This is a genomic window from Paractinoplanes ferrugineus (assembly GCF_016862195.1).
In the GTDB taxonomy this organism is placed as follows: Bacteria; Actinomycetota; Actinomycetes; order Mycobacteriales; family Micromonosporaceae; genus Actinoplanes; species Actinoplanes ferrugineus.
In genome coordinates this window covers 171,800-195,326 of sequence record NZ_BOMM01000051.1, presented here as the reverse complement: position 1 = coordinate 195,326, position 23,527 = coordinate 171,800, and the positions used below count along the sequence as shown (strand labels likewise).

The window sequence follows — 23,527 nt, the reverse complement described above, 5'->3', positions numbered from 1 at the left end:
GTGGCGGATCGCGCCAAAGCCCTGCTGGTTGACGACCGGAAGGACAACCTGCTCGCCCTGGAGGCCATCCTCCAGGGCCTGCCGGTGACCGCGGTCGCCGTGGAGAGTGGCGAGGCTGCGCTCAAACAGCTGCTCACGGACGACTTCGCGGTCATCCTGCTGGACGCGCAGATGCCCAACATGGACGGATTCGAGACGGCCAGCCACATCAAGCGGCGGGAGCGCACCCGGCACGTACCGATCCTGTTCCTGACCGCGGCCGACCGCGACGCCCAGCTCGCCCTGCGGGGTTACGCGGTCGGCGCCGTCGACTACCTCACCAAGCCGTTCGACCCGTGGGTGCTGCGCGCGAAGGTGTCCATCTTCGTCGAGCTGTGGACCAAGACGCAGCAGCTCAAGGCCCAGAACGACGCCACCCGGGAACGCGACGCCCAATGGCAGCGCCTGACCGAGACGGTCGACGAGGCCGCCCGGGTGCTGCGAGCCGGCGGCGACGAGGCCGGTGCCGAGGCGCTTGCCCTTCTCGAGAAGGCCCGCTGGGGCGGCTGACCCGCTGCTTGTCGGCCGCCGCTGAGGGTCAGCGGTTGACGTACGGGGTCAGGGAGTTGGTCAGGGCGGACCGCAGCATCGACTTCGGGCGGGCGCCGACCAGGGTGGCGGTGACGCTGCCGGCGGTGAAGAACAGCAACGTGGGCATGGACATGACGCGGTAGTCGCGGGTCGTCGCCGGGTTCTCGTCCGCGTTGATCTTGCCGATGCGCAGCCGGCCGACGAATTCGGGGGCCAGCTCGGCCAGGGTCTTCGCCATCGGGCCGCACGGTGGGCACCAGTCGGCCCAGAAGTCGACCACGAACGGCAGGTCGGAGCGGAGCACGAGGTCGGCGAAGGTGGCGTCGGTCAGAGTGATGAGCATCGGGTCTCCCGGTGTTCGACGGCCTGGGTCAACTGGGTGTGCAGTTGCCGCCGGACCTCGGTGAGCTGCGAAAGGTAGCCGTCCACCTCGGCGAGCTTGCGGCGCAGCACCGCCACCGAGTCGGGGCACACGTGGCCGGCCGAGTTGCCGGCCCGCAGGCAGGCGACGAACGGCTTGATGTCGTCGAGCCCGAAACCGACGGCGAGCAGCGACCGGATCTCGTGCACCACGCGCAGTTCGGCGTCGTCGTACTGTCGATAGCCGTTCGCGTCGCGTCGCGGCCGCACCAATCCCTGCTCCTCGTAGTAGCGCAGGGTGCGGGTGCTGGTGTTAGCGCGCGAAGCCAGCTCGCCGATCAACATGTCGCCGACGGTAGGCCTTCACACCGGCGTCAAGGCAAGGGCGACGGGCTAGGACGAGACCGAGCTGATCATGAGGGCGCTGCGCAGGCCGGTGATGTCGAGGACGCGCATGAGGAACTCGCCGACGTTGGTCAGGGAGAGCACCGCGCGGGCATGCTGGGCCTTACGGCTGAGCACGACGAGGGTGCCGAGACCCTGGGAATCGCAAAATGTGACGCCCGCCATGTCGAGGACGATGCGCGCGGGAGGCTCGGCCAAGGTCTCATTGACGATGGCGGAGAGGTTCGTGACCGTAAGCACGTCAATCTCCCCGGTGAGGTGCAGGACGACCTCTTCGGGGGTGCGCTCGACCTCGATGGTCAACTCCGGTCGCTCCACCGGCTCAGCCTATCGCCCGAGCTTTGGATCTGCCCGCCGGGCGCTCTGGGGCGGCGCGGAACGGGACATGCTGGTGTGACGGGCCAGCGATCTGGACAACCCTCTTGAGACGGCAGAAGACCGTCGCTGCCAGAATGGGAGACGCTGTGACCACCACATACCGCGCCGAGGGCGTCCCGTACCCGCCGGACGCCCCGGCCTCCCAGGCCCTCTTCGACCGCGCCTCAGCCATCGTGCCCGGCGGGGTCAATTCACCCGTGCGTGCGTTCCGAGCGGTCGGTGGCACGCCCCGATTCATGTCTTCCGGCCAGGGACCGTGGCTGACCGACGCCGACGGCCGGCGTTATGTCGACCTGGTCTGCTCGTGGGGCCCGCTGCTCCACGGCCACGCGCACCCCGAGATCGTCACCGCCGTGCAGGAGGCCGCCGCCCGCGGCACCAGCTTCGGCACGCCGACGGCGGGCGAGGTCGACCTGGCCGAGGAGATCGTGCGGCGCACCCCGATCGATGAGGTTCGCCTGGTCAACTCCGGCACCGAGGCGACGATGACGGCGATCCGGCTGGCTCGCGGCTTCACCGGGCGGGCCAAGGTCGTGAAGTTCGCCGGCTGCTATCACGGACATGTCGATGCCCTGCTCGCCGCGGCCGGCTCGGGGCTGGCCACGCTCGGCCTGCCCGACTCGCCCGGCGTCACCGGCGCCGCCACGGCCGAGACGATCGTGCTGCCGTACAACGACGTCGCCGCGGTCGAGGCGGCCTTCGCCGAGAACGGCACCGAGATCGCCGCGATCATCACCGAGGCGGCGGCCGGCAACATGGGCGTGGTCCCGCCGCGTGAGGGCTTCAACCAGCGGCTCGCCGAGATCGCGCACGCGCACGGGGCGTTGCTGATCGTCGACGAGGTGATGACCGGCTTCCGGGTGTCGGCGGGTGGCTGGGCCGGGCTCGACCCGGTCGACGCCGACCTGTTCACGTTCGGCAAGGTGATGGGCGGTGGCCTGCCCGCGGCCGCGTTCGGCGGGCGCCGCGAGATCATGTCGCGACTCGCCCCGGCCGGCCCGGTCTACCAGGCCGGCACGCTCTCCGGGAACCCGCTGGCCTGCGCGGCCGGCCTGGCCTCGCTGCGGCTCGCCGACGAGACGGCCTACAAGCGGCTCGACGAGCTGGCCACGACGGTCGGCGCACTCGCCTCGGCGGCACTGACCGCGGCCGGCGTCGCGCACCGGTTGTCGTACGCCGGCAATATGTTCTCGATCTTCTTCACCGAGACCGAGGTGGTCGATTACGACTCGGCGAAGACCCAGGACGCGGCCGCCTTCAAGGGCTTCTTCCACGAGATGCTGGCGCGCGGGGTCTATCTGCCGCCCAGCGCCTTCGAGTCGTGGTTCGTCTCGACGGCGCTGGACGACGCGGCGCTGGAGCAGATCGCGGCGGCTCTGCCGCACGCGGCACGGGCCGCCGGGAGCAAGGCATGAGCAAAACCACGGTGCATGTGCTGCGGCACGGCGAGGTCTTCAACCCCACCAAGGTCCTGTACGGGCGCCTGCCCGACTTCCATCTGTCCGAGCTCGGTGTCCAGATGGCCAAGGCCGCGGCCCAGTCGTTGGCCGGGCACGACATCACCCATGTCGTGGCCAGCCCGTTGGAGCGGGCGCAGGAGACGGCTGCGCCGTTCGCGGCCGAGTTCAAGCTCGACACCGCTTCCGACGTGCGGCTGATCGAGAGCGCCAACTACTTCGAGGGCAAGACGGTCGGCGTCGGCGACGGCGCGCTCACCAACCCGCGGCACTGGTGGGTGCTGCGCGACCCGGTCACCCCGTCCTGGGGCGAGCCCTACCTGCAGATCGCCCAGCGGATGTTCGCGGCGGTGCAGGCGGCCCGGGTCGTCGCCGAGGGCCACGAGGCCCTCTGCGTCTCCCATCAGCTGCCGATCTGGACGCTGCGGCGCTACGTGGAGAAGAAGCGGCTCTGGCACGACCCGCGGAAACGGCAGTGCGGCCTGGCCAGCCTCACCTCGTTCCACTTCGAGGACTCCACGGTGGTCGGCATCGACTACGCCGAACCGGCCGCCCACCTGGTGGCCATGTCCGCGACCGCGAAGAACGCCAAGGGAGCTTGACCATGCGCCGCGCCGCCCTCTTGCTGACCGTCGCCGCCCTGTCGGCGACCGTCCTGGCCGGCTGCGGCGGGGAGAACTGGGCGAAGAAGTGCACCACCACCGGCACCGTGGTGGAGTGCACCCCGACCCAGCGTCCGCAGGTCGCGGAGGTCACCGGTGAGTTGCTCGACGGCGGAAAATACGACATCGCGCAGGACCGCGGCAAGGTCGTGGTGGTCAACTTCTGGGGTTCCTGGTGCGCGCCGTGCCGGGCCGAGGCCGACGACCTGGAGACCACCTTCCAGGCCACCCAGGCCAAGGGCGTCACGTTCATCGGGATCAACTCGCGCGACGACCGGGACGCGGCCAAGGCGTTCGAGCGTGGCCGGGTGACCTACCCGAGCATTTATGATTTCGACGGCAAGGTCGCGCTGAAATTCGACGTGACCCAGACCAGCACGCCCGCCACCCTGATCCTCGACCGCGAGGGGCGGATCGCGGTGGCGCTGCGGGCGGCGACCACGAAGGCGCAGTTGCAGCCGCTGGTCGAGAAGATCGCCGCGGAGGGGACCGGCTGATGGCGTCGAGCTTCGCGGACATAGCGGGTGACGGCCCCCTGGTGCTGGCGATCGGGGTCGCGGCCGTCGCGGGCCTGGTGAGCATCCTGTCGCCGTGCGTGTTGCCGCTGGTGCCCGGCTACCTGTCGTACGTCACCGGGCTGGCCGGCTCGGACCTCGACGCCCGTCAGGAAGCCGAGACCCAGGGCGGAGGCGGCGTGGCCGTGGCGACCCGTCGGTCGGTCCGGAGCCGGGTCCTCGCCGGGACTTCCCTCTTCGTGCTCGGCTTCGCGATCATGTACACCCTGCTCGTGACCCTGGTGGCGAATATCGCCTTCACGCTCAAGAGCCATCAGGACGCCCTCAACGTCGCCCTCGGCGTGCTGGTCATCGTGCTCGGCCTCGGCTATCTGGGCTGGATCCCGGGCCTGCAACGGGAGATGCGGATCAGCAAGCTCCCGGCGGCCGGGCTGATCGGGGCGCCGATCTTCGGCGGGATCTTCGCGCTGTCCTGGCTGCCGTGCACCGGCCCGACCCTCATGACGGTGCTGGCGCTGGCCACCACCACCGGTGAAACGGGCCGGGCGGCGACGCTGGCCTTCGCGTACAGCCTGGGGCTGGGCATTCCGTTCGTGCTTTTCGGGCTGTTCTTTCAAAAGCTGCTCGGCGTTTTCAAAGCCATTCGCCGGAACAGCCGCTGGGTGACCCGGATCGGCGGCGTCCTGCTCATACTTGTTGGCATCGCGCTGGTCACCGGCGGTTGGGACCATTTCCTGGTCTGGCTGCTGACCACCTTCGACTTCAACGGGGGGACGCTGCTGTGACCGTGGTGGAGGAACGCCCGGCGCCGCCCGCGGCGCCGCCGCCGCGTCCGGTCAACCGCCTGTGGGCGCTGTTGCGCAATTCGTGGCGCCAGCTGACCTCCATGCGTACGGCGTTGGTCCTGCTCTTCCTCCTGGCCGTGGCCGCCGTTCCGGGCTCGATCTTCCCGCAGCGTGCGGTCGACTCGCAGCGCGTCACCGAGTACTACGCGGCGCACCCGAAGCTCGCGCCGTTCCTGGAGCGGGTCGGCGGTTTCGAGGTCTACGGCTCGCCCTGGTTCGCCTCGATCTACCTGCTGCTGTTCACCTCGCTCATCGGCTGCGTGGTGCCGCGACTGCTGGATCAGGTCCGCGCGTTGCGGCAGGCCGTGCCGGACGCCCCGCGCCGGCTGGAGCGGCTGCCCCAGCACAGATCGGACATCCGGTATGCCGGGCAGGCCGCCGACCTTGCCCGCATGCTGCGCAAACGCCGATTCCGCAGCAAGGTGCGCGAGCACGAGGACGGCAGCTGGACCGTCTCCGCCGAGAAGGGCTACCTCAAGGAGACCGGCAACCTGCTCTTCCACCTCGCCCTGCTCGCCGTGCTGATCGGGGTCGGGTTCGGGCACTGGTACGGCTGGCACGGCAACCGCATCCTCGTGCAGGGTGCCGACCAGGGCTTCTGCAACGCCCTCGCGCAGTACGACGACTCGACACTCGGTCCCCGCGTCGACCCGGCCGACCTGCCGAACTTCTGTCTTCAGCTGGACAAGTTCACCGCCAGTTACCAGGACACCGGCCAGCCGAAGGGCTTCGACGCCACGGTCGGGGTCAGCGAGAACGGCGGCCCGATCAAGACCCGCCGGTTCACGGTCAACGACCCGTTGCGGCTGCACCACGCCAACGTGCACCTGATCGGCCACGGATACGCGGTCACCGTGCGCTACACCGACCGCTATGGCGAATCGCAGACCAAGACAGTCCCGTTCCTGCCGGTCGACGGGATGTTCACCAGCGAGGGCGTCGCCCAGTTCCCGGACGTGAACATCGAGCCCAAGACCAACAAGCGTGACGCCACGCTGCAGATGGGCTTCGAGGGCCGTTACCTGCCGACCGTCGGCACCGGCGCCGCATCGACGTTCCCGGCCGAGAACGCGCCGGCGTTGTTCCTCACCGCCTACCGCGGTGATCTCGGTCTCGACGTGGGCACGCCCGGCTCGGTCTACGCTCTCGACCAGGGGCAGATCGCGACCGGCGACCTGAAGAACGTGAGCGGCGCGCGGCCGCACGAGCTGAAGATCGGCGAGAGCTGGACCCTGGACGACGGCACCAAGCTGGAGTTCGTCGGCACCAGGCCGTACGCCACGCTGGCCATCCGGTACGACCCGACGCAGTTCCTGATCCTGATCGGCGCCGTGGTCGGGCTCGTCGGCCTGATGCTCTCGCTCAGCGGGCGCCGGCGCCGGGTCTGGTTCCGCGCCCTGCCAGCAACGTCGGAGAACAGCAGCGGTACGTTGTTGGTGGCCGGTGGGCTGCCACGCACCGATTATCCCGGTTTCGCCGACGAGTTCGCGGGGTTGGTGAAGGCCGCCGAGGAAGGAATCCGTGATGGCGGAGCTGTCCAATCAACTGATGGCCGTGACCGTCCTGGCCTACCTGGCCGCGATGGTTCTCTACGCCGGTGAATACGCCTTCGGCAACAAGAGCCGGATCGGGCGGGCGGCGGTTCGCCCGGCCCGTCAGCTGGTCGGCGCGGGTGCCCCGATCGACCTCGACATCCCGGCGAGCTCGGATATCCCGGCCGAAACTTCGGTCGAGCCGGCGCCGGATCGCCGCGCTGAGTGGGTCGGCCGCGCCGCCGTCGCCGCCAACCTGATCGCCCTTCTGCTGCACCTCGGCACCCTGGTCACCCGTGGCATCGCCGCCGACCGGATGCCCTGGGGCAACATGTACGAATACATCCTGTCGGCCGGCTTCGTCGGCTCGGCGGTCTGGGTGGGCGTGCTGCTCCGCCGCCCGGCCCTGCGGCACGTCGGCCTCTTCGTCTCGCTCGCGCTCGTGCTGCTGCTCGGCGCCGACGGCATGATCGCCTACACGCCGGTGGGGCCGCTGGTGCCGGCCCTGCAGTCGTACTGGTTCATCATCCACGTCGCGACGATCATCCTGTCCTCCGGCATTCTGCTGATCGGCGCGGTGCCGGCCACGATGTTCCTGATCCGTGACGGGTACGACAAGGGCAAGCGCCGCTTCCCGTACTCGCTGGGCCGCAACGTGCCCGACGCGACCCTGCTCGAGCGGCTCACCTTCCGGCTGCACGCGTTCGCGTTCCCGCTGTTCACGTTTGGTGCGCTGATCGCCGGTCCGATCTGGGCCGAGGCGTCCTGGGGCCGCTACTGGAACTGGGACCCCAAAGAGGTCTGGGCGTTCATCTCCTGGGTCGTCTACGCCGGCTACCTGCACGCCCGGGCCACGCCCAGCGTGAAGCGCACGGTGGCGACCTGGATCGCCCTGCTCGGGTTCGCGACCATGCTGATGAACCTGTTCGGCGTCAACCTGTTCTTCAGTGGCCTGCACTCCTACGCCAACGCGGGCGGCATGTAGCTAACCGCTCGTGACGGCGGGGCCGGGCGCCCGGAACGTGGTCGGCGTCGGTGCCGCCATCGGCGAGACGGGTACGACGTCGGCCTCGCAGTCCCCGGCCGTCCAGGTGTCGTAACGGTTGAGCCAGTTCAGGCAGAATCCGCCGACGCGCTGCTGGGCCCCGAAGTTTCCGGTGAGCGTCGGCACGTCGGCGCGCCAGTAGCGGGCCGCCCCGCCGTCCGCCGGTCGCAGCTGCACGTTGTCGACCTTCACCTCGGGCACGTCCACCAGCACCCGGGTCGGGCGGGTGGAGTCGACGTGCACCTCGACGTACTGCTCGATGATCGCGGCCGGGCCGATCGGCAGCCGCTGGGCGGTGAGCAGGTTCCACCGGTTGCCCCACCACAGCCAGGCCGCCCACACGCCGTCGGCGTCGCTGTGAATGTCCACCCAGACCCGGTCGCCCGTCCGCAGTTGATATTGGTCGAAGAACTGCCAGGTGAGGGTGTTGGTGTTGAACGTGTAGACGCGCTGCCGGCCCGGCCCCGACCAGCCGGTCTGGGCCCAGCCGGCTTCGAGCCAGTTGATCCGCCCGCCGCCCATGTTCCGTTTGGCCATGAACCGTGTCGAGATGAAGTCGTAACTGGCCGGCCTGATCGAGCCGTTCACCACGGAGAACCGCCCGGAGACGCCGCTCCACTCGCCGGCCGAGTTGGCGCCGAGATGGTGGTAGCCGCTCGGGGTGAAGCCGGTCGCCGGCCGGCTGAGCCGCACGCCGGACTCGGTGATCCGCCCGGCTGCCCGGCAGGCACCGGGGGTGTCCGGCCCGGCCGCTCGGGTGGGCGGCCTGGTCGGCGCGCGCCCGGCCGGGCACGCGGGAAGCCTCGCGGTCGGGGCAGTTTCCGGTGTCGCGGCGGGTTTCGGGGAGGCGACCGCGCGGGGGGCCGACGCCGGGGCAGTGACCGCCGTGATCGCCAGCACGGCGCCGAGTGCGGCGAGTGCGCCCCGGCGTGTGGCTTCTCGGACCTGCACGGCACCTCCCGGCCTTGTCGGATCACTTGCCCGGCTCAACGCGAACCGGAGAGCGGGAGTGACGGTGATCGCCCGGGCGTAGCTCACAGCCAGCCGTGGTGAACACTGGTATCCATGGCGCCTCGTGGGTTTCCGTACGACGATCTGCAGAGCTTCCTCGCCGCCCTCGAAGCAGCCGGTGAGCTGCGCCGGGTCAGGGTTCCGGCGGACCCCACGCTGGAGATCAGCGAGGTCGTCACCCGCACCGTCCGGGCCGGCGGGCCGGCTCTGCTCTTCGAGAAACCCACCCGCGGTGACATGCCGGTGGCGATCAACCTGTTCGGCACCGAGAAGCGGATGGCGATGGCGCTCGGCGTCGATTCGCTCGACGAGGTCGGCGACCGGATCGGCGCGTTGATCAAGCCGGAGCTCCCGGTCGGCTTCGCCGGCATCCGTGAGGGCATCGGTAAGGCACTTCAGCTCAAGTCGCTGCCGCCGAAGAAGGTGAAGAACGCCCCCTGCCAGGAAGTTGTGCTCAAGGGCGACGACGTCGACCTGGGCCTGCTGCCCGGCCTGCAGGTGTGGCCGGAGGACGGCGGCATCTACCACAACTACGGGCTGACCCACACGAAGCACCCGGAGACCGGCAAGCGCAACCTCGGCCTCTACCGGCTCCAGCAGCACTCGAAGAACACGCTCGGCATGCACTGGCAGATCCACAAGGACTCGACCGCCCACCACGCCGTCGCCGAGCGGCTCGGTCAGCGACTGCCGGTGGCCGTCGCGATCGGCTGCGACCCGGTCGTGTCGTACGCGGCCAGCGCGCCGTTGCCGTCCGACATCGACGAATACCTGTTCGCCGGGTTCCTGCGCGGCGAGCGGGTCGAGATGGTCGACTGCCTGACCGTGCCGCTCCAGGTGCCGGCGCACGCGCAGGTGGTGCTCGAGGGTTACCTGGAGCCGGGCGAGCGGCACCCCGAGGGCCCGTTCGGCGACCACACCGGTTTCTACACCCCGGTCGAGCCGTTCCCGGTGCTGCACATCGAGACGATGACCATGCGGAAGAAGCCGATCTACCACTCGATCATCACGTCCAAGCCTCCGCAGGAGGACCACGGCCTGGGCAAGGCCACCGAGCGGATCTTCCTGCCGCTGCTGCGGATGCTGATCCCGGACATCGCCGACTACGACATGCCGGCCGCCGGCGTCTTCCACAACTGCGTGATCGTCTCGATCCGCAAGCGCTATCCGAAGCATGCCCAGAAGATCATGAACGCGATCTGGGGCGCCCACCTGATGTCGCTGTCGAAACTGATCGTGGTCGTCGACGAGGACTGCGACGTGCACGACTACGCCGAGGTGGCGTTCCGGGCGTTCGGCAACGTCGACTACGACCGTGACCTGCTCATCACCCAGGGCCCTGTCGACCACCTCGATCACGCCTCCTACCAGCAGTTCTGGGGCGGCAAGGCGGGTCTCGACGCCACCCGTAAGCTGCCCGGCGAGGGTTACACCCGCGGCTGGCCGGACGAGATGGTCATGTCACCCGAGGTGGTCTCGCTGGTGGACAAGCGGTGGAAGGAATACGGGATATGACGGCGGTCGCTTCGGTTCCGGAGAAGCCGGGCAAGGTCAAGTCGTTCCTGCGGCTGGTCGCGATCGAGCACTCGGTTTTCGCACTCCCCTTCGCGTACCTGTCGGCGTTCGTCGCTCTTGATCGCCTCGACACCGGCATCCACTGGATCGACCTGTTGCTGATCACCATCGCGATGGTGTCCGGGCGCACGTTCGCGATGGCCGCCAACCGCCTCCTCGACCGCCGGATCGACGCGCTGAACCCGCGCACGCAGAACCGCGAGCTGGTGACCGGCGCGGTGAGCCCGCGCACGGCGTGGACCGGCGCGGCCGTCTCCCTCGTCGTCATGGCCGTCGCGGCGGGCCTGCTCAACTGGCTCTGCCTGGTGCTCTTCCCGCTCGCGGTGATCCCGCTGGTGATCTACCCGTACGGCAAGAGGTTCACCAACTACCCGCACTACATCCTGGCGCTCGCTCAAGCGGTCGCACCGGTCGGCGCCTGGCTGGGCATCACCGGCACGTTCGCCGGCTCCGGACCGGCCTGGCTGCTCGGCGCCGCGGTGGGCCTGTGGATCGGTGGCTTCGACATCATCTACGCCTGCCAGGACGTGGAGATCGACCGGAAGATCGGGGTGCACTCGACGCCGGCCCGGTGGGGTGTGCGCAACGCCCTGCGGATCTCCACCGCCACGCACATCGTGACGTTCGCCCTGTTCGTCTGGTTCGGAGAGCTGGTCGGCCTCGGCTGGCTCTGGTGGATCGGGCTGGCCCTGACCGCCGCCGCCTTCATCTACCAGCACGTCGTCGTCGCCGAGAACGACCTCTCCAAAGTCAACCGGGCGTTCTTCACGGCCAACGGCTTCGTCGGGATCGCGCTGTTCCTCTTCGCGCTGCTCGACCTGATTCTGTTGTAACCCCCGGCTCTCCGGCTGCCGGCCGGCCCGGCTGTACGTGAAGTGGGGCCGGATGGAGCCATCCCGGCAAGCAGCCTGCGTGCGCACACTAGCGGGCACACTTGAGGTATGCGTGAACCATGGGTTGTCGGCGTCTCGGGGGCTTCCGGGACGCCGTACGCCAAAGCTGTGCTGACCGCCCTGCTCGATGCCGGCGAGTCAGTCGACCTGGTCGTGTCCCGGGCGGCCCGGCTCACCCTGCTCGACGAGACCGGGGCGAGCGTGCGGGACGCGCACTGGAAGGACGACGTGGCCGGCTGGCTCGGCCGTGAGCTGGGCGACCTGACCTATTGGCCGGCCGGTGACCTGGCGGCCGGGCCGAGCAGCGGCTCCTACCCGGCCAAGGGCATGGTGGTCGTGCCGGCGAGCACCGCAGCCTGCGCGGGCATCGCCATCGGGCTCTCCAAGGATCTGCTGCAGCGGGCCGCCGAAGTCAACCTGAAGGAGCGCCGGCGCACCGTGGTGGTGCCCCGGGAAACTCCGGTGACTCGTAGCCATCTGGAGCACCTGATCGCGCTCCACGATGCAGGAGCGGTGGTCTTGCCGGCCAGCCCCGGATTCTACGGATCCGGGGCGGCGGCGACCGCACCACAACTCATCGACTTCGTCGCGGGAAAGGTGTTGGACGCCATGGGCGTACCCCACACGCTTTTGACCCGTTGGAAGGGTGAGCTGAATGCTCAGCGCAACCCATTGGGCGGGCCGTAACCCATACCCGGGTTGTTCGGACCCGAATTGCGGGGACGATTCGCTGCGTCGTCCTCGCGCATTTCCTCGACCACGCCGTCGCCCTCGAGCAACGCGCGGACCTCGGACTCGCGGAACCGGCGGTGGCCACCCGGAGTACGGATGCTGCCGATACGACCGGCGGCGGCCCAGCGCGTGACCGTTTTGGGGTCGACGCGGAACAGCGCGGCCACCTCGCCCGGTGTCAGCAGACGATCTCCAGTGTCCACAACCCCCTCCTCGCGTCGGTTCTGGAGCGGCCGTGATCACGGTGAGTGTCGGCATGCTCGATCGGGACGTAAAGCCATTAGAGCATTGCCCCGGAACCGAGTCCCTGGAATGCGGAAAAAGCCCTAATTGCGACAGTGATCGTTATCCTGCCGCCCATTCCTCGCTACCGGGCGTGAGTAGCGATCTGCCACCCGTTTAGGGTCTGAGCTATGGACTCCATCGACCTACGGCTGATCGACCTGCTACGGGAGAACGCGCGCTCGTCGTACGCCGAACTGGCCCGCAAGGTCGGGCTGTCGGCGCCGGCCGTGCACGAGCGCGTCGGCAAGCTCGAAGCGACCGGAACCATCCGCGGTTACCAGGCTGACGTCGACCACGAAGCGCTCGGTCTCGGAGTAACCGCGCTGATCGGCATCATCGAGGACTCCGGAGCCGACACCGACGACGTGCTCGCCGCGGTGCGGGCGATGCCCGAGGTGGAGAGTTGCTACTTCATGGCCGGTGTGGAGTCGTACCAGCTGACCGTGCGGGTCGGCACGATCGCCGAGCTCGAACAGCTCATCGTGCGGATCAACCGCACGCCGGGGGTGGCCTCCACGCGTACGGCGATCGCCCTCAGCACGAAGTGGGAGAACCGCCCCCAGCCGGGCGTCACCTCGTGATTTGCTTGGCAAGCCCGGGATAGTCCACGACGAAGCCGTCGTCGTCGACGGTCAGATCCGCACTGAACGTCTCACTCGCATACCGGATGCTGTTGGCGCTCAACGGCGTGTAGATCTGATCCGCCTGAACCACTTCGAGGCTCGGCAGCAGCACCCAGGCGACGCTGATCCGATGGGCCACGCCCGTTTCCGCCTTCAACAGGTTGAGGCGGCGGATCGGCAACGTGTTCGTCAGCGGGGAACCACCCAGATCCACGTCGTACGCCCCGAACAGCAGATCAGGGTCCTCGATGCCCGGCAGGCCGGCGCCCGGATGCCCGGCCGCCGACAACTCCGCGTCCAGGCTGCCCTGCTCGGCGGTCACCGCGCGCCACCGGCGAGCGGCCAACTCCAAGCGGACGCTGCGCTTGAAGCCCGCACCCTCCACGGTCACGTCCAGATGGGCGGTGGCCCAGCCGGAGTCCGTACGCAGCTCGTAACGGCAGGTGAACGGGACCGGCTTGACGGCCAGGATGGTGCCCCGAGCGTGCAGCCCGTTCCGCGCGTCGATCAGCGTGTGCTCGACGCCGGTGGTGTCCGTGCGTTCCCAGAAAAGCGAATCAGGCAGTGACGGCATGCCTATATGACAACAGAGACCCCGGCAGTTTTCCTGCCGGAGCCTCTGTTGATTACTCAGTAGGTGCGAGCGGGGCGGGCGCCGTAGCGGCCACCCGTGCCTTCGCGCCGGTCGTTGCGCTGGCCGCTGTCGCGTCGGAATCCACCGGTCCGCTCACCGTTACGGGGCCGGTCCGCGAGCGGACGGTCCTCGACCGGACGCTGCGGGCGGTCACCCTCCGCACGGTCCCGGCGAGGCCGGTCACTGAACGTACGCTGCGGACGGTCACCGTACGAACGCTGCGGGCGGTCACCGAAGCGACCACGCGGCCGGTCGCCACGCTCGCGGCGGGGCTCCGGCTCCTCGACCACCGGCACACCGCTCGGCTCGCGAGCTCCGGTGACCTCGGCCAGCTTCTCGTCGCCCAGCCGGACCCGGACCTCAGCCGGAGCGACCCCGGCCTTGCCCATCATGGCCTGCGTGCTGCGACGCTGCTTCGGCAGAACCAGCGTCACCACCCCGCCGGACTCGCCGGCCCGCGCCGTGCGACCGGCCCGGTGCAGGTAGTCCTTCGGGTCCTTGGGCGGGTCGACGTGCACGACGAGCGAGATGCCGTCGACGTGGATGCCACGAGCCGCCACGTCGGTGGCCACCAGCACGTTGGTGCGGCCTTCCTTGAACTCCGCCAGCGTGCGGGTGCGGACCCGCTGCGTCTTGCCACCGTGCAGAGCGCCGGCCCGGACACCGACCTGGCGCAGCTGCTCGACCAGCCGGTCGACGCCCATCTGGGTGCGGGCGAAGACGATGGTCTTGCCCGACCGGTTGGCGATCGCGGCGGTGATCGGGAACTTCTCCTGCGGCGGGATCAGCAGCAGGTGGTGATCCATCGTGGACACGCTGGCCTCGGACGGATCGGTCGAGTGCGTGACCGGGTCGTGCATGAACCGCTTGACCAGGGTGTCGACGTCACCGTCGAGGGTGGCCGAGAAGAGCAGACGCTGCGCGTGCTCCGGGGTCTTCGCCAGCAGCTCGGTGACCTCGGGCAGGAAGCCCATGTCGGCCATCTGGTCGGCCTCGTCGAGAACGGTCACCTCGACCTCGTCGAGGTTGCAGGCGCCGCGCTCGATCAGGTCACCGAGACGGCCCGGCGTGGCGACAATCACCTCGACGCCACGGCGCAGAGCGTCCATCTGACGGTCGTACGGCACGCCGCCGACTGCGGTCTTCAGGAACACGCCGACCGACCGGCCCAGCGGCTGAAGTGCGTCGGCGACCTGCATGGCCAGCTCACGCGTCGGCACCATGATCAGGGCCTTCGGGTGGTGCGGCTTGGCCCGGCCGCCCTGCGCGACCCGAGCCAGAAGCGGCAGGCCGAACGCCAGGGTCTTGCCGGAGCCGGTCTGGCCACGACCGAGAACGTCCCGGCCGGCCAGCGCGTCGGGAATCGTCGCGGCCTGGATCTCGAACGGAGCGTTGATGCCCTCACGGCTGAGCACACGCACTAGCTCAGGCGCCAGGCCCAGCTCAGCGAAGGTCTTGGTGGGAGCCTCGGCCGAAGTCTCGGCCGGGGTTTCGTCGGTTGTTGCGGGAACAGGGGCTTCGAAGACGGACGGGAACGTGCTGGGATCAGCGAAAGTGGTCAAGAGAACCTCTCTACGGGGGCGCATGCTCGCGAATGGCCCGCCGCGGCTGCTGAGAGCCGACCGCTGTAATGCCCGCAAGAACGCCCGTGGCGCGCGCTGTTAAGGCACGCCGCTTCAATAACTGTCATAAGTGTACGGCTCAACGTTTCGGACGCCGACCGCATTCCGCCCCGGCAGTGGGCAGGCTCACCCCCCGGCGCAACTTCGCAAGGATAGGTCCACCGGGGCCGTCCGACAAACTGCCGGAGTGAAACTCAGGAGAACAGTCCGTCCAGCATGTCGCTGAAGGCACTGCCGGCCGTCAGCATGAACACCACACTGACCGCCACCAACAACCCCAGCACCACAAGCATCGCGATGACTACTTTGAGGTTGCTGCGGCGCCGGTCGACGATCTCATCACGCCAGCCCTGAGCCAGGATGTGGCCGGTCAGTGACCCCGAGTTTTCCACGGGATTCATCGAAACCGGCATGGTTGTGTCAATCATCTCGTATCCACCGGCGCCATAGACCTGGCCCCGCTGGTGAGGGACCGGCGCGGTCAAATTCGGATCGAACCCAACGGGGTACGCCGGTGGGGGACTGGCCTGCTTGGTCGGCGCAGCGGTTACGCCGAACGGCTGGGTCATTGCGGCCGGACCGGCGACCCCGTATGGGTTGGCCGGGGGCGGCGTAACTGTCGGCCGCGATCCCGCCGACGGCGGGACGGAATAGGAAGGCAGGGTCGGCTCCGAGATCGTTGGTGGCGGGAAGAGCGGCCCCGGGACGGGACCTGGACCCGGCGGTACGGGCGAGGGCCCCGGCCCTGGCGGCACCGGCGAGGGTCCTGGACCGGGCGGCACCGGTGACGGCCCTGGCCCTGGCGGCACCGGGGAGGGACCGGGGCTCGGCGGCACCGGGGAGGGACCGGGGCTCGGCGGAACTGGACCGGGCGGCGTCGGCGCGGGCCCCGGGAACGGCCTGGGCTGCGGGAACGGGGTCGGTGCGGGCGGCTCGAACGGGCCCGGCTCGGGCCTCGGTGCCGGGCGCAGTGGCTCCGGCTTCTCCGGGGTCGGCCAGGGCTTGTCCGGGGCCGGCTCCGGAGCCGGCCCCGGGGCCGGCTCGGGCTCGCTCGGCTGCGGTTTGACCGGGTCGGGCTCGCTGGGCTCGGGTTCGGCCGGCTTCGGGTCGCCCGGCTGCTCGGGCTCCGCGGCCTTGCCCACGAACGTCGCATCGTCGAACGCCGCACTGGCGGGCCACGAGTCGGCCCGCTTCGCCTCCGCGGGCCGGGCATCCACGAAGTTGCCGTTCGCGGTCTTCGCCGCGGCCGACTGCGACTCCGGTTTCGCGTCCGTGGCGAGCTTGCCGTCCGTGGGCAGCTGCGCGTCCGGGGCGGGCTTTTCGTCGGTGGGCGGCTTGATGGACACCGAGGCAGTGCCGATCGATGTCGAGGAGACCGACGGCTTCGGGCTCGACTCGAACTCGGCCGGGCTGCTGCTTGCGCCCCCGTAGACCTTCGCCTGGCCGCTCGGCCACGTCGCGGCGCGCACGGCGGCCGAGTCGGGGCTGATGGAGCCGGGCACCGAGGCCCGAGCCGCGCCGGAACTCGGCTGGCTGGGCAACTGACGAGACGAGCCGTCGACCCGCTCCGGGATCGGTCCGGCAGCGGGCGCGCTGACCGGCCGCGCGGATCCGGTGACCCGGCCGCTTGTGGCGGAGGCCGGGTTGGTCGACACGGGAACGGAAGCGCTCACCGAACCGGGCCCGCTCACCGAACCGGAGTCACTGACGGAGCCGGAGCCGCTCAGGGAGTTAGAACCGGAGCTGGAGCCGCTCGGGGAGCTGGAGCCGCTCGGGGAGCTGGAGCCGCTCAGGGAGCTGGAGCTGGAGCCGCTGACGGAGCTGGAGCCGCTGGCGGAGCTGGAGCCGGTCGGGCGGCCCACGGTGGCGCGCCCGCTGGCGGTGCGGTTGCCGGGCGGGGCAGCGGCGGGCGCGGCGACGGAGGCTCCGGCGACGGACGGCTGGGCAGCGGAAGGTTCGGCTGCGGGCGGGGCCGAGAGTGGCTCGGCTGCGGGCGGGGCCGAGAGTGGTGCGGCTGCGGGCGGGGCCGACGGTGCCCAGAGGGCGCCGGGGGCAGGGGGCGGCGGCGGAGCGTACGCCTCCTGGTCGTCACCGGATGTCGGCTTTGTGCCGTTGTCCGGTGTCGCCTGCCGCTCGTCCATGAAAGCCTCCCGACCGCGTGCCGACGGTTCGGACGCCGGACGCTGTGTCCCTACCGTGCCACATCCGTGCTCGTGAACGCACCCGGCACCGAGTGGGGCCAATCGTGCGGCCGGTGGGTTGCCACCGGAAAAGACGATCTTTCCCGCCCGGTTTCCAAGGCAAACGGGCGGCTCAGTCTGAGGATGCGGACGCCGAGGACGACGATGCCGACTGAGCGGCGCTGGAGGAACTGGTTTCCTTTGTCGCGCTCGCCCGCGACGACGTCGAGCTGCTGGCCGGCTTGCTCTCGCTGCCGGAGCTGGTGCCGCCCGAGCTGGTGCCGCCCGAGCTGGTGCCACCCGAGCTGGTGCCGCCGGTGGGCGGCGCGGAGGTCTCCGCGGGCTGCGGCGACGTCGTCGTTACCGGCGGCGTCGTGGTGGGCGGCGTGGTCGTGGGCGGCGTGGCGGGGGTGGAGCCGCTCGGGGTCGGGCTCGTGGTCGGCTTGGTGCCGCCGGTCGGGCTTGTGGTGGGCTTGGCGGGGGTGGTCGGGGTGGTCGGCTTGCTGCTGCCGGCCGGGGTCGTGGGCGGCTTCGGGCCGCCGGTGGCGGAGTCGGCCGGGTCGGGGTCGGGGGCGCCGAGCACGGGGCCCTCGGTGACCCCGGGCACCGAGCCGAAGACCCGGGTGGCCTGGAAGAGCCGGGACCAGCGGACCGGGGTGAGGCGGACGTTGAGGCCGGTGCGCGGGGCCTCGACCATCATGCCGTTGCCCGCGTACATCGCGACGTGGTGGATGCCGCGCCAGCTGTTCGAATAGCTGAAGAACAGCAGGTCGCCGGGGAGCAGCGAATAGCGGTCGACGACCTTGTTGCGGGTCTGCCAGTACTGGTCGCGGGAGACGCGCTGGAGCTGGAATCCGACCGTGCGGTAGGACGCCCACATCAGGCCGGAGCAGTCGTAGGTGTTCGGGCCCTCCTCGGACCACTCGTATGGCTTGCCGCGCTGGGACAGCGCGAACTCCACGGCCTTGACGGCGCGCGCGTCGGCGCCGCGGCCGGCTTCGGCGCCGGTCAGGTACTGCGCGCCCAGGGCGCTGTCGGCGGCGGTCTCGCTGGTCTCGGCCGCGCTGAGCTCGTCGACGTGGGCGAGCTCGAGGGTCTGCTGCGCCGCCTGCTTCTGGTTGAGCGTGGTGTTGGTCTTGGTGTATTGCGCGACCAGGTCGTCCCAGTGCTTCTTGGCGAGGGTCTCCTCGTCGAGAGCGAGCTGGACGGCGGTCTCGGCCGACTCGATCTGGCGGGTCGTCGCCTGCTCGGTGGAGGCGTCACCGCGCTGGATGCGGGCCAGGTCGTCGAGCCCGGCCAGGCCGGGAACGTAGGCGCCAGGTGGCATCGCGGCGGCTTCGCGCAGCGCCTTGGCCGCGGCGTCGGCGGCGGCGGTACGCGCGTCCTGGAGGTTGGCGGCGGCGTCGTCGTAACGCTGCTCGGTGGTCTTGAACTGGGTCTGCGCGAGATCGCGGTCCTGGCCGAGCTTGATCAGATCGTCGCCCATGGTGGCGATCTCGGCGCGGCCCTTCTCGATCTGCTGCAGCACGGGGCTGGTCGCGGACCCGATCAGGGTCGGCGTGACCGTGGGTGTGGACGCGACCTGACCGGGCATCAACAGGGTGCCGAGCGCCATCGGTCGGGAGCCGGCGTCGGGCACGGCGGGAGCGGCCGGGACCTGCGGCACGCTCGGCGGGGCGGCGACCGCGGGAAGAGGGTTGAACAGGGCGGCGATCGCAGCGGCGGCGGCAGCCGAAAACATCACGGGGCGCCACCATGGGCGCGCCGATCGCCTTCGCCGGTCTCCGTAACGTGCAGTAGCCATTTGCTCCCCGTCCGTGACGAAGGTACTCGCCACTTCTCGTCCCTCTAAAGGCTTACCTCATGGCTCCTACGGCTGTCGATTGATCAGAGATGAAAGAAGCCTGTAAATCCGAAGATCGACATCGTGGGCCGGGCCGCCCCGGAACCCGGCGGTCGTGATCTTGTCAGGGGTGGGACGTAGGCTCGTCCGCGGGTAGAAGGAGGGGCGCCGATGGATGCCGGACGCAAGCGTGAGCTCGAGGCCAAGGTATATGCAGGTGAGCGATTGACCCGCGAGGACGGCGTCGCGCTGTACGGGTCGGACGACCTCGCCTGGCTTGGTCGGCTGGCCCATCGCCGGCGCACCGAGTTGAACGGCGAGCGGGTGATGTTCAACGTCAACCGGCACCTCAATCTGACAAATGTCTGCGCGGCAAGTTGCGCCTATTGTTCCTTCAGCCGCGAATCGGACGAAAACCCCCCTAGTTCCGGAGGGGCGCTTGGCCTCGACGAGGTCGTGCGCACGGCCCGGGAGATGGCCGGCGAGCAGCTGTCCGAGCTGCACCTCGTCGACGGCCTGCGGCTCGCGCTGCCACTGAGTCGATATGCCGAGGCCCTGCGGGAGCTGACGGCCGCGTTGCCCGGGGTCGAGCTCCTCGCTTTCAACGCCACCGAGATCCAGCGCCTCGAGCAGATCAGCGGGCGCTCCGCGGGCGAGATCCTCGACGAGTTGCGGGACGCCGGCCTCGAGTCGCTCACCGGCGGCGGTTCGGAGATCTTCGACCGCGACGACAACCGGTGGGACGACTGGGCGCGCATCCATCGCGTCGCCCATGAAAAAGGTATGAAGACGCCGGCCACGATGCTCTACGGCCCCCGCGACGAGCCCCGCCGGCGGGTCGATCACGTGCTCCGGCTGCGCGAGCTGCAGGACGAGACCGGCGGCTTCGCGGTCCTCATCCCGGTGCGCGACGAGGGCGGCACGGCGCCGGCCGAGTCGCTGAAGACGTTCGCGGTGTCCCGGCTGCTGTTCGACAACGTGCCGCACCTGAAGAGCATCTGGGCGATGCACGGGCCGTCCGTCGCCCAGCTCACCCTCAACTTCGGCGCCGACGACCTCGACGGCTCGGTGGTGACGGCCGAGGCGACACCGCACTCGATGCACCGCGACGACGTGCTCGAGCTGATCTGGGATGCCGGTTTCCAGCCGGTCGAGCGCAACTCGCGCTACGAGGTGGTCCGCGAACACGAGCCGGCCCCGTCCTTGGCATCGCGCCGCGCCGAGCCGGCCACGGTCTGGGCGTAAACGAGCAGTACCCTCGGGGGGTCATGACCGAGACCAAGAGTGAGCGGCGACCACGCCGTGACGCGAGCGGACGCCTGGCCACCATCGGCGATCTGCTCGGCACCGCGCTTGCCGGACTGGTGATCGGCGTCGTCCTGCTGCTCGCCTTCGAGGCGATCCTGGCGCTGGTGCGGGCCGGTGACTTCGGCGACACCAGTGGCTGGCTCGCCCTCGCCCTGCCGCTGTGGCTCTTCGTCGAGGAGTTCCGGGCGGCCCGTCCGAGCGGACCGAACCGGGTCGTGGTGGCGGTGCTGGCGGCGGGCTTCGGGGTGGCGACCGGGCTGAGTTTCGCGAGCTTGGCGGCGCCGCTTTTCCCCGTACTCATCAGTGGCATCGCCGGCGCCGCCGGCTTCACGCTCGTCTATTGCCTGATCTGGTTCTACGGCCTTCGGTGGCTCAGCCACCGCGCGGGTTAGGAAAGAGCTCATGAGTCCCGCCATCAAATACACGCTCGGCCGGCTCGGCCTGTTCGTGCTGCTCTTCGTGCTGATGCTGCCGCTTCCGCTGAACATCCTGGTGAAAGCGATGCTCGCGCTGCTGGCCTCGGCCGTGCTGTCCTACTTCCTGCTGGCCGACTGGCGCAACCGGCTGGGCGAGCAGCTGGCCGGGGCCGCGTCCCGGCGCACCACCGAGAAGGAGCGGCTGCGGGCCGCCCTGGCCGGCGACGAGGATGCCGCGGCGGCCGGCGACCGGGTGGTCCGGCACGACAGCGAGCCGGCGACCGGCGATCGGGTCGTCCAGCTCGACAGTGAGCCGGCGGACGAGCCCAAGAAGTAATCCGGCGCCGCCCGTGTCCATCTCGTGGGATAGCGTGCTGGTGACCGCGTCTCAGCGAAGCCGGTGCGAGTCCGGCGCTGTCCCGCAACTGTGATGCCTCCCGTTTGCTGAGAACGGCGAGGTTCAGCCAGGTCGCCTGGACGACGGTCGCGAAGAAAGCGCTCTCGGGGAGGGGCGCCTCGCGGACGGACCGGTGATCGTCCCGGGTCCTGTCGGCGAAGCACCACCGCACGCCGAGCCGACCGGAGGACCCACATGAAACGTGTGCTCATCGCCGCCGTGACCACCGCCGCCCTGCTGCTTGCCGGCGGGTGCGGCGACGACAAGACACAGGTGTCGCCCACCACTTCGGCATCAGCCGCCTATCCGGTCACGGCCGGGAGCGTGACGCTCGACAAGCGACCCGAGCGGATCGTCTCGCTCACCCCGAGCGGCACCGAGATGCTGTACGCGATCGGGGCCGGCCCGCAGGTCGTGGCCGTCGACGACCAGTCGAACTTCCCGGCCGACGCGCCCAAGACGGACCTCTCCGGCTTCAAGCCCAACGCCGAGGCGATCGCCGCCAAGAACCCCGACCTCGTGCTCCTGTCGAACGACACCGACAAGATCGTGTCGCAGCTGACCACCCTCAAGATCCCGGTCTACCTGACTCCGGCCGCGACCACCCTGGACGACAGCTATCGGGAGATCGGCGAGATCGGCACGCTCACCGGCCATCAGGCCGAGGCCGAGGCGCTGCACCAGCGGATGGCCACCCAGATCGACAAGATCGTGAAGGAGGTGCCGGCCCGGTCGAAGCCGCTCAGCTATTACTACGAGCTCGACCCGACGTTCTACTCGGTCACCTCGAAGACGTTCATCGGTTCGATCTTCACGCTGTTCGGCATGACAAATGTGGCGGACGCCGCCGACGCCGACGGTTCCAAGGGCGGTTACCCGCAGCTCTCCCAGGAAGCGCTGATCAAGTCCAATCCGGACACGATCTTCCTGGCCGACAGCAAGTGCTGCCAGCAGTCGGCGCAGACGGTCACCACGCGCAAGGGCTGGAACACCATCAACGCGGTCAAGGCCGGCCGAATCTACGCCCTCGACGACGACATCGCGTCGCGCTGGGGCCCCCGTACCGTTGATCTCGTGCAGTCTGTCGCGGACGCGGTGGCCAAGGTCCCGGCGTGAATGTTCGGCCCGCCGGCCTGCGGCCGGTCTGGCTTCTGGCGGGCCTTCTCGCGGTGTTGGTGGCGGTGGTCGCCGGCCTCGCCTTCGGCTCGGTCGCGCTCCCGCCCGCCGGGGTCGCGGCCGAACTGCTGAATCTCATTCCCGGTGTACGGCTGCACAGCGGTCTCACCGAGCGTGAGATCGCGATCGTCACCCAGCTGCGGCTGCCGCGCGTGCTCCTCGGCCTGCTGGTGGGCGGCATGCTGGCCCTGGCCGGTGCCGCCTACCAGGGCGTCTTCCGTAACCCGCTGGCTGACCCGCACCTGCTGGGCGTCGCGGCGGGCGCCGGCCTGGGTGTGACCATGGTGATCGCGTTCCGTTCGACGGCCGGCGAGGCCACCACCAACCTCCCGTTCGGTGTCCCGTTCGCGGCGTTCGCGGGCGCGCTCGTCGCGACCGCGCTGACCTGGCTCCTCGGCGCCGCGGGTGGCCGGGACCGCGCACCGGCCACGTTGATCCTGGCCGGGGTCGCGGTCTCGACGTTCCTTGCCGCCGCCCAGACCTATGTCATGCAGCAGCACGTCGACACCCTGCGTGAGGTCTACTCGTGGCTGCTCGGCCGCCTCGCCACCGCCGGTTGGCACGATGTGCTGCTGGTTCTGCCCTACGCCGCAGTGACCGGGGCGATCGTCCTGTCGCAGCGCCGCGAACTGGACGTCCTGACGGTGGGTGACGAGGAAGCAGCCGGCCTGGGTCTGCACCCGCAGCGGAGCCGCTATCTGCTGATCATCGCGGCGTCCCTGGGCACGGCTGCGGCGGTGTCGGTCTCCGGTTTGATCGGCTTCGTCGGCATCATCGTCCCGCACACGATGCGCCTGCTCGCCGGCCCGAGCTACCGCTCGATCCTCCCGCTGTCGGTCCTGTTCGGCGGCGCGTTCCTGACCCTCGCCGACCTGGTCGCCCGAACCGCCGGCGGCGCGGCCGAGATCCCGATCGGGGTGGTGACCGCGCTCTTCGGCGCCCCGTTCTTCATCGTCGTCCTCCGAACCACCCGGACGGCCGCCCTGTGACCACCCTCGACCCGGCCCCACCCGGCCCCGGCCCGCACGCCCCGACCTCGGGCCGCCGCCCCACCGCCGCACCC

At 69.9% G+C, this 23,527-nt stretch carries 26 protein-coding genes and 1 riboswitch; of the genes, 17 read left to right on the top strand and 9 right to left on the bottom strand.

What is annotated here, in order from left to right; all coding sequences use genetic code 11:
* Positions 1 to 549 (top strand): response regulator, encoded by a 549-nt coding sequence (locus Afe05nite_RS29240; protein WP_203820443.1) that lies wholly within the window; start codon positions 1 to 3, stop codon positions 547 to 549.
* 28 nt (positions 550 to 577) lie between these two features.
* On the opposite strand, the gene Afe05nite_RS29235 is transcribed toward Afe05nite_RS29240, so the two are convergent.
* The 3 genes from Afe05nite_RS29235 to Afe05nite_RS29225 are packed head-to-tail and all read right to left on the bottom strand — an operon-like array spanning position 578 to position 1,653.
* Positions 578 to 913, bottom strand: coding sequence for a thioredoxin family protein (locus Afe05nite_RS29235; protein ID WP_203820442.1), 336 nt, complete (start codon positions 911 to 913; stop codon positions 578 to 580).
* Complete coding sequence (locus Afe05nite_RS29230) at positions 898 to 1,275, bottom strand: MerR family transcriptional regulator (protein ID WP_203820441.1); 378 nt, start codon at positions 1,273 to 1,275, stop codon at positions 898 to 900. The genes Afe05nite_RS29235 and Afe05nite_RS29230 overlap by 16 nt, the downstream gene beginning before the upstream one ends.
* 48 nt (positions 1,276 to 1,323) lie before the next feature.
* Entirely contained in the window at positions 1,324 to 1,653 is a 330-nt protein-coding gene (locus tag Afe05nite_RS29225; protein WP_203820440.1) for an STAS domain-containing protein, read from the bottom strand.
* 134 nt (positions 1,654 to 1,787) lie between these two features.
* Between Afe05nite_RS29225 and hemL the strand changes: the two genes are divergently transcribed.
* Genes hemL through ccsB form a run of 6 tightly spaced genes read left to right on the top strand, consistent with a single transcriptional unit; the run spans position 1,788 to position 7,709 of the window.
* Positions 1,788 to 3,128, top strand: coding sequence for a glutamate-1-semialdehyde 2,1-aminomutase (gene hemL, locus Afe05nite_RS29220; protein WP_203820439.1), 1,341 nt, complete (start codon positions 1,788 to 1,790; stop codon positions 3,126 to 3,128).
* Entirely contained in the window at positions 3,125 to 3,772 is a 648-nt protein-coding gene (locus tag Afe05nite_RS29215) for a histidine phosphatase family protein (RefSeq protein WP_203820438.1), read from the top strand. The genes hemL and Afe05nite_RS29215 overlap by 4 nt, the downstream gene beginning before the upstream one ends.
* A complete protein-coding gene (locus Afe05nite_RS29210; RefSeq protein WP_438869066.1) occupies positions 3,769 to 4,329 on the top strand; it encodes a TlpA family protein disulfide reductase in 561 nt (186 codons plus the stop codon). The genes Afe05nite_RS29215 and Afe05nite_RS29210 overlap by 4 nt, the downstream gene beginning before the upstream one ends.
* On the top strand, positions 4,329 to 5,132 hold the full coding sequence (locus Afe05nite_RS29205; RefSeq protein WP_203820436.1) for a cytochrome c biogenesis CcdA family protein: 804 nt from the start codon (positions 4,329 to 4,331) through the stop codon (positions 5,130 to 5,132). The genes Afe05nite_RS29210 and Afe05nite_RS29205 overlap by 1 nt, the downstream gene beginning before the upstream one ends.
* A complete protein-coding gene (gene resB / locus Afe05nite_RS29200) occupies positions 5,129 to 6,793 on the top strand; it encodes a cytochrome c biogenesis protein ResB (protein WP_203820435.1) in 1,665 nt (554 codons plus the stop codon). Before Afe05nite_RS29205 ends, resB begins: the two co-directional genes overlap by 4 nt.
* On the top strand, positions 6,717 to 7,709 hold the full coding sequence (ccsB, locus tag Afe05nite_RS29195; RefSeq protein ID WP_203820434.1) for a c-type cytochrome biogenesis protein CcsB: 993 nt from the start codon (positions 6,717 to 6,719) through the stop codon (positions 7,707 to 7,709). Before resB ends, ccsB begins: the two co-directional genes overlap by 77 nt.
* Here the strand turns inward: ccsB and Afe05nite_RS29190 are convergent, their stop codons facing one another.
* Positions 7,710 to 8,720 (bottom strand): hypothetical protein, encoded by a 1,011-nt coding sequence (locus tag Afe05nite_RS29190; RefSeq protein WP_239118269.1) that lies wholly within the window; start codon positions 8,718 to 8,720, stop codon positions 7,710 to 7,712. It lies immediately after the preceding gene.
* Positions 8,721 to 8,834: 114 nt separating this feature from the next.
* Between Afe05nite_RS29190 and Afe05nite_RS29185 the strand changes: the two genes are divergently transcribed.
* From Afe05nite_RS29185 to Afe05nite_RS29175, 3 genes are all read left to right on the top strand, one after another.
* On the top strand, positions 8,835 to 10,295 hold the full coding sequence (locus Afe05nite_RS29185) for a menaquinone biosynthesis decarboxylase (RefSeq protein ID WP_203820433.1): 1,461 nt from the start codon (positions 8,835 to 8,837) through the stop codon (positions 10,293 to 10,295).
* Entirely contained in the window at positions 10,292 to 11,188 is an 897-nt protein-coding gene (gene mqnP / locus Afe05nite_RS29180; RefSeq protein ID WP_203820432.1) for a menaquinone biosynthesis prenyltransferase MqnP, read from the top strand. The genes Afe05nite_RS29185 and mqnP overlap by 4 nt, the downstream gene beginning before the upstream one ends.
* A gap of 108 nt (positions 11,189 to 11,296) precedes the next feature.
* On the top strand, positions 11,297 to 11,935 hold the full coding sequence (locus tag Afe05nite_RS29175) for a UbiX family flavin prenyltransferase (protein ID WP_203820431.1): 639 nt from the start codon (positions 11,297 to 11,299) through the stop codon (positions 11,933 to 11,935).
* Here Afe05nite_RS29175 and Afe05nite_RS29170 read toward each other — a convergent pair.
* Complete coding sequence (locus Afe05nite_RS29170) at positions 11,908 to 12,183, bottom strand: BldC family transcriptional regulator (RefSeq protein WP_203820430.1); 276 nt, start codon at positions 12,181 to 12,183, stop codon at positions 11,908 to 11,910. The genes Afe05nite_RS29175 and Afe05nite_RS29170 overlap by 28 nt on opposite strands.
* Before the next feature lie 210 nt (positions 12,184 to 12,393).
* Between Afe05nite_RS29170 and Afe05nite_RS29165 the strand changes: the two genes are divergently transcribed.
* Positions 12,394 to 12,846 (top strand): Lrp/AsnC family transcriptional regulator, encoded by a 453-nt coding sequence (locus tag Afe05nite_RS29165; RefSeq protein ID WP_203820429.1) that lies wholly within the window; start codon positions 12,394 to 12,396, stop codon positions 12,844 to 12,846.
* On the opposite strand, the gene Afe05nite_RS29160 is transcribed toward Afe05nite_RS29165, so the two are convergent.
* From Afe05nite_RS29160 to Afe05nite_RS29150, 3 genes are all read right to left on the bottom strand, one after another.
* Positions 12,836 to 13,462 carry a putative glycolipid-binding domain-containing protein gene (locus Afe05nite_RS29160; protein ID WP_203820428.1) on the bottom strand — a complete coding sequence of 209 codons (627 nt, stop codon included), beginning with the start codon at positions 13,460 to 13,462 and terminating at the stop codon, positions 12,836 to 12,838. The two genes, Afe05nite_RS29165 and Afe05nite_RS29160, sit on opposite strands and share 11 nt — an antisense overlap.
* Before the next feature lie 56 nt (positions 13,463 to 13,518).
* The gene (locus Afe05nite_RS29155; protein WP_239118268.1) at positions 13,519 to 15,084 is read right to left on the bottom strand and encodes a DEAD/DEAH box helicase; all 1,566 of its coding nucleotides are present in this window, start codon (positions 15,082 to 15,084) and stop codon (positions 13,519 to 13,521) included.
* Between the two features lie 254 nt (positions 15,085 to 15,338).
* On the bottom strand, positions 15,339 to 15,713 hold the full coding sequence (locus Afe05nite_RS29150) for a hypothetical protein (protein ID WP_203820426.1): 375 nt from the start codon (positions 15,711 to 15,713) through the stop codon (positions 15,339 to 15,341).
* Between the two features lie 565 nt (positions 15,714 to 16,278).
* On the opposite strand from Afe05nite_RS29150, the gene Afe05nite_RS29145 reads away from it, so the two are divergent.
* Positions 16,279 to 16,575: a hypothetical protein gene (locus Afe05nite_RS29145; protein ID WP_203820425.1), complete on the top strand. Its 297-nt coding sequence runs from the start codon at positions 16,279 to 16,281 to the stop codon at positions 16,573 to 16,575.
* Between the two features lie 882 nt (positions 16,576 to 17,457).
* Here Afe05nite_RS29145 and Afe05nite_RS29140 read toward each other — a convergent pair.
* Entirely contained in the window at positions 17,458 to 19,065 is a 1,608-nt protein-coding gene (locus tag Afe05nite_RS29140; RefSeq protein ID WP_239118279.1) for a C40 family peptidase, read from the bottom strand.
* 273 nt (positions 19,066 to 19,338) lie between these two features.
* Here Afe05nite_RS29140 and Afe05nite_RS29135 point away from each other — a divergent pair, with 273 nt between their 5' ends.
* The 5 genes from Afe05nite_RS29135 (at position 19,339) to Afe05nite_RS29115 (ending at position 23,453) form a co-directional block, all read left to right on the top strand.
* Complete coding sequence (locus tag Afe05nite_RS29135; protein WP_203820423.1) at positions 19,339 to 20,412, top strand: radical SAM protein; 1,074 nt, start codon at positions 19,339 to 19,341, stop codon at positions 20,410 to 20,412.
* A gap of 23 nt (positions 20,413 to 20,435) precedes the next feature.
* Entirely contained in the window at positions 20,436 to 20,867 is a 432-nt protein-coding gene (locus tag Afe05nite_RS29130; protein WP_203820422.1) for a hypothetical protein, read from the top strand.
* Positions 20,868 to 20,877: 10 nt separating this feature from the next.
* Positions 20,878 to 21,228, top strand: coding sequence for a DUF4229 domain-containing protein (locus tag Afe05nite_RS29125; RefSeq protein WP_203820421.1), 351 nt, complete (start codon positions 20,878 to 20,880; stop codon positions 21,226 to 21,228).
* A gap of 59 nt (positions 21,229 to 21,287) precedes the next feature.
* A riboswitch (cobalamin riboswitch) is annotated at positions 21,288 to 21,360 on the top strand.
* A gap of 123 nt (positions 21,361 to 21,483) precedes the next feature.
* Positions 21,484 to 22,404 carry an ABC transporter substrate-binding protein gene (locus tag Afe05nite_RS29120; RefSeq protein ID WP_203820420.1) on the top strand — a complete coding sequence of 307 codons (921 nt, stop codon included), beginning with the start codon at positions 21,484 to 21,486 and terminating at the stop codon, positions 22,402 to 22,404.
* Positions 22,401 to 23,453, top strand: a complete 1,053-nt coding sequence (locus tag Afe05nite_RS29115; protein ID WP_203820419.1) for a FecCD family ABC transporter permease — start codon at positions 22,401 to 22,403, stop codon at positions 23,451 to 23,453. The genes Afe05nite_RS29120 and Afe05nite_RS29115 overlap by 4 nt, the downstream gene beginning before the upstream one ends.
* Positions 23,454 to 23,527: the final 74 nt, after the last annotated feature.

What these genes read in the sequence shown, in the direction of transcription:
- Afe05nite_RS29235 (WP_203820442.1), bottom strand. Translation starts at nt 913, where the DNA reads ATGCTCATCACTCTGACCGACGCCACCTTCGCCGACCTCGTGCTCCGC.
- Afe05nite_RS29230 (WP_203820441.1), bottom strand. Translation starts at nt 1,275, where the DNA reads ATGTTGATCGGCGAGCTGGCTTCGCGCGCTAACACCAGCACCCGCACC.
- hemL (WP_203820439.1), top strand. Translation starts at nt 1,788, where the DNA reads ATGGGAGACGCTGTGACCACCACATACCGCGCCGAGGGCGTCCCGTAC.
- Afe05nite_RS29215 (WP_203820438.1), top strand. Translation starts at nt 3,125, where the DNA reads ATGAGCAAAACCACGGTGCATGTGCTGCGGCACGGCGAGGTCTTCAAC.
- Afe05nite_RS29205 (WP_203820436.1), top strand. Translation starts at nt 4,329, where the DNA reads ATGGCGTCGAGCTTCGCGGACATAGCGGGTGACGGCCCCCTGGTGCTG.
- ccsB (WP_203820434.1), top strand. Translation starts at nt 6,717, where the DNA reads ATGGCGGAGCTGTCCAATCAACTGATGGCCGTGACCGTCCTGGCCTAC.
- Afe05nite_RS29185 (WP_203820433.1), top strand. Translation starts at nt 8,835, where the DNA reads ATGGCGCCTCGTGGGTTTCCGTACGACGATCTGCAGAGCTTCCTCGCC.
- mqnP (WP_203820432.1), top strand. Translation starts at nt 10,292, where the DNA reads ATGACGGCGGTCGCTTCGGTTCCGGAGAAGCCGGGCAAGGTCAAGTCG.
- Afe05nite_RS29175 (WP_203820431.1), top strand. Translation starts at nt 11,297, where the DNA reads ATGCGTGAACCATGGGTTGTCGGCGTCTCGGGGGCTTCCGGGACGCCG.
- Afe05nite_RS29165 (WP_203820429.1), top strand. Translation starts at nt 12,394, where the DNA reads ATGGACTCCATCGACCTACGGCTGATCGACCTGCTACGGGAGAACGCG.
- Afe05nite_RS29160 (WP_203820428.1), bottom strand. Translation starts at nt 13,462, where the DNA reads ATGCCGTCACTGCCTGATTCGCTTTTCTGGGAACGCACGGACACCACC.
- Afe05nite_RS29150 (WP_203820426.1), bottom strand. Translation starts at nt 15,713, where the DNA reads ATGACCCAGCCGTTCGGCGTAACCGCTGCGCCGACCAAGCAGGCCAGT.
- Afe05nite_RS29140 (WP_239118279.1), bottom strand. Translation starts at nt 19,065, where the DNA reads ATGTTTTCGGCTGCCGCCGCCGCTGCGATCGCCGCCCTGTTCAACCCT.
- Afe05nite_RS29135 (WP_203820423.1), top strand. Translation starts at nt 19,339, where the DNA reads ATGGATGCCGGACGCAAGCGTGAGCTCGAGGCCAAGGTATATGCAGGT.
- Afe05nite_RS29130 (WP_203820422.1), top strand. Translation starts at nt 20,436, where the DNA reads ATGACCGAGACCAAGAGTGAGCGGCGACCACGCCGTGACGCGAGCGGA.
- Afe05nite_RS29125 (WP_203820421.1), top strand. Translation starts at nt 20,878, where the DNA reads ATGAGTCCCGCCATCAAATACACGCTCGGCCGGCTCGGCCTGTTCGTG.
- Afe05nite_RS29120 (WP_203820420.1), top strand. Translation starts at nt 21,484, where the DNA reads ATGAAACGTGTGCTCATCGCCGCCGTGACCACCGCCGCCCTGCTGCTT.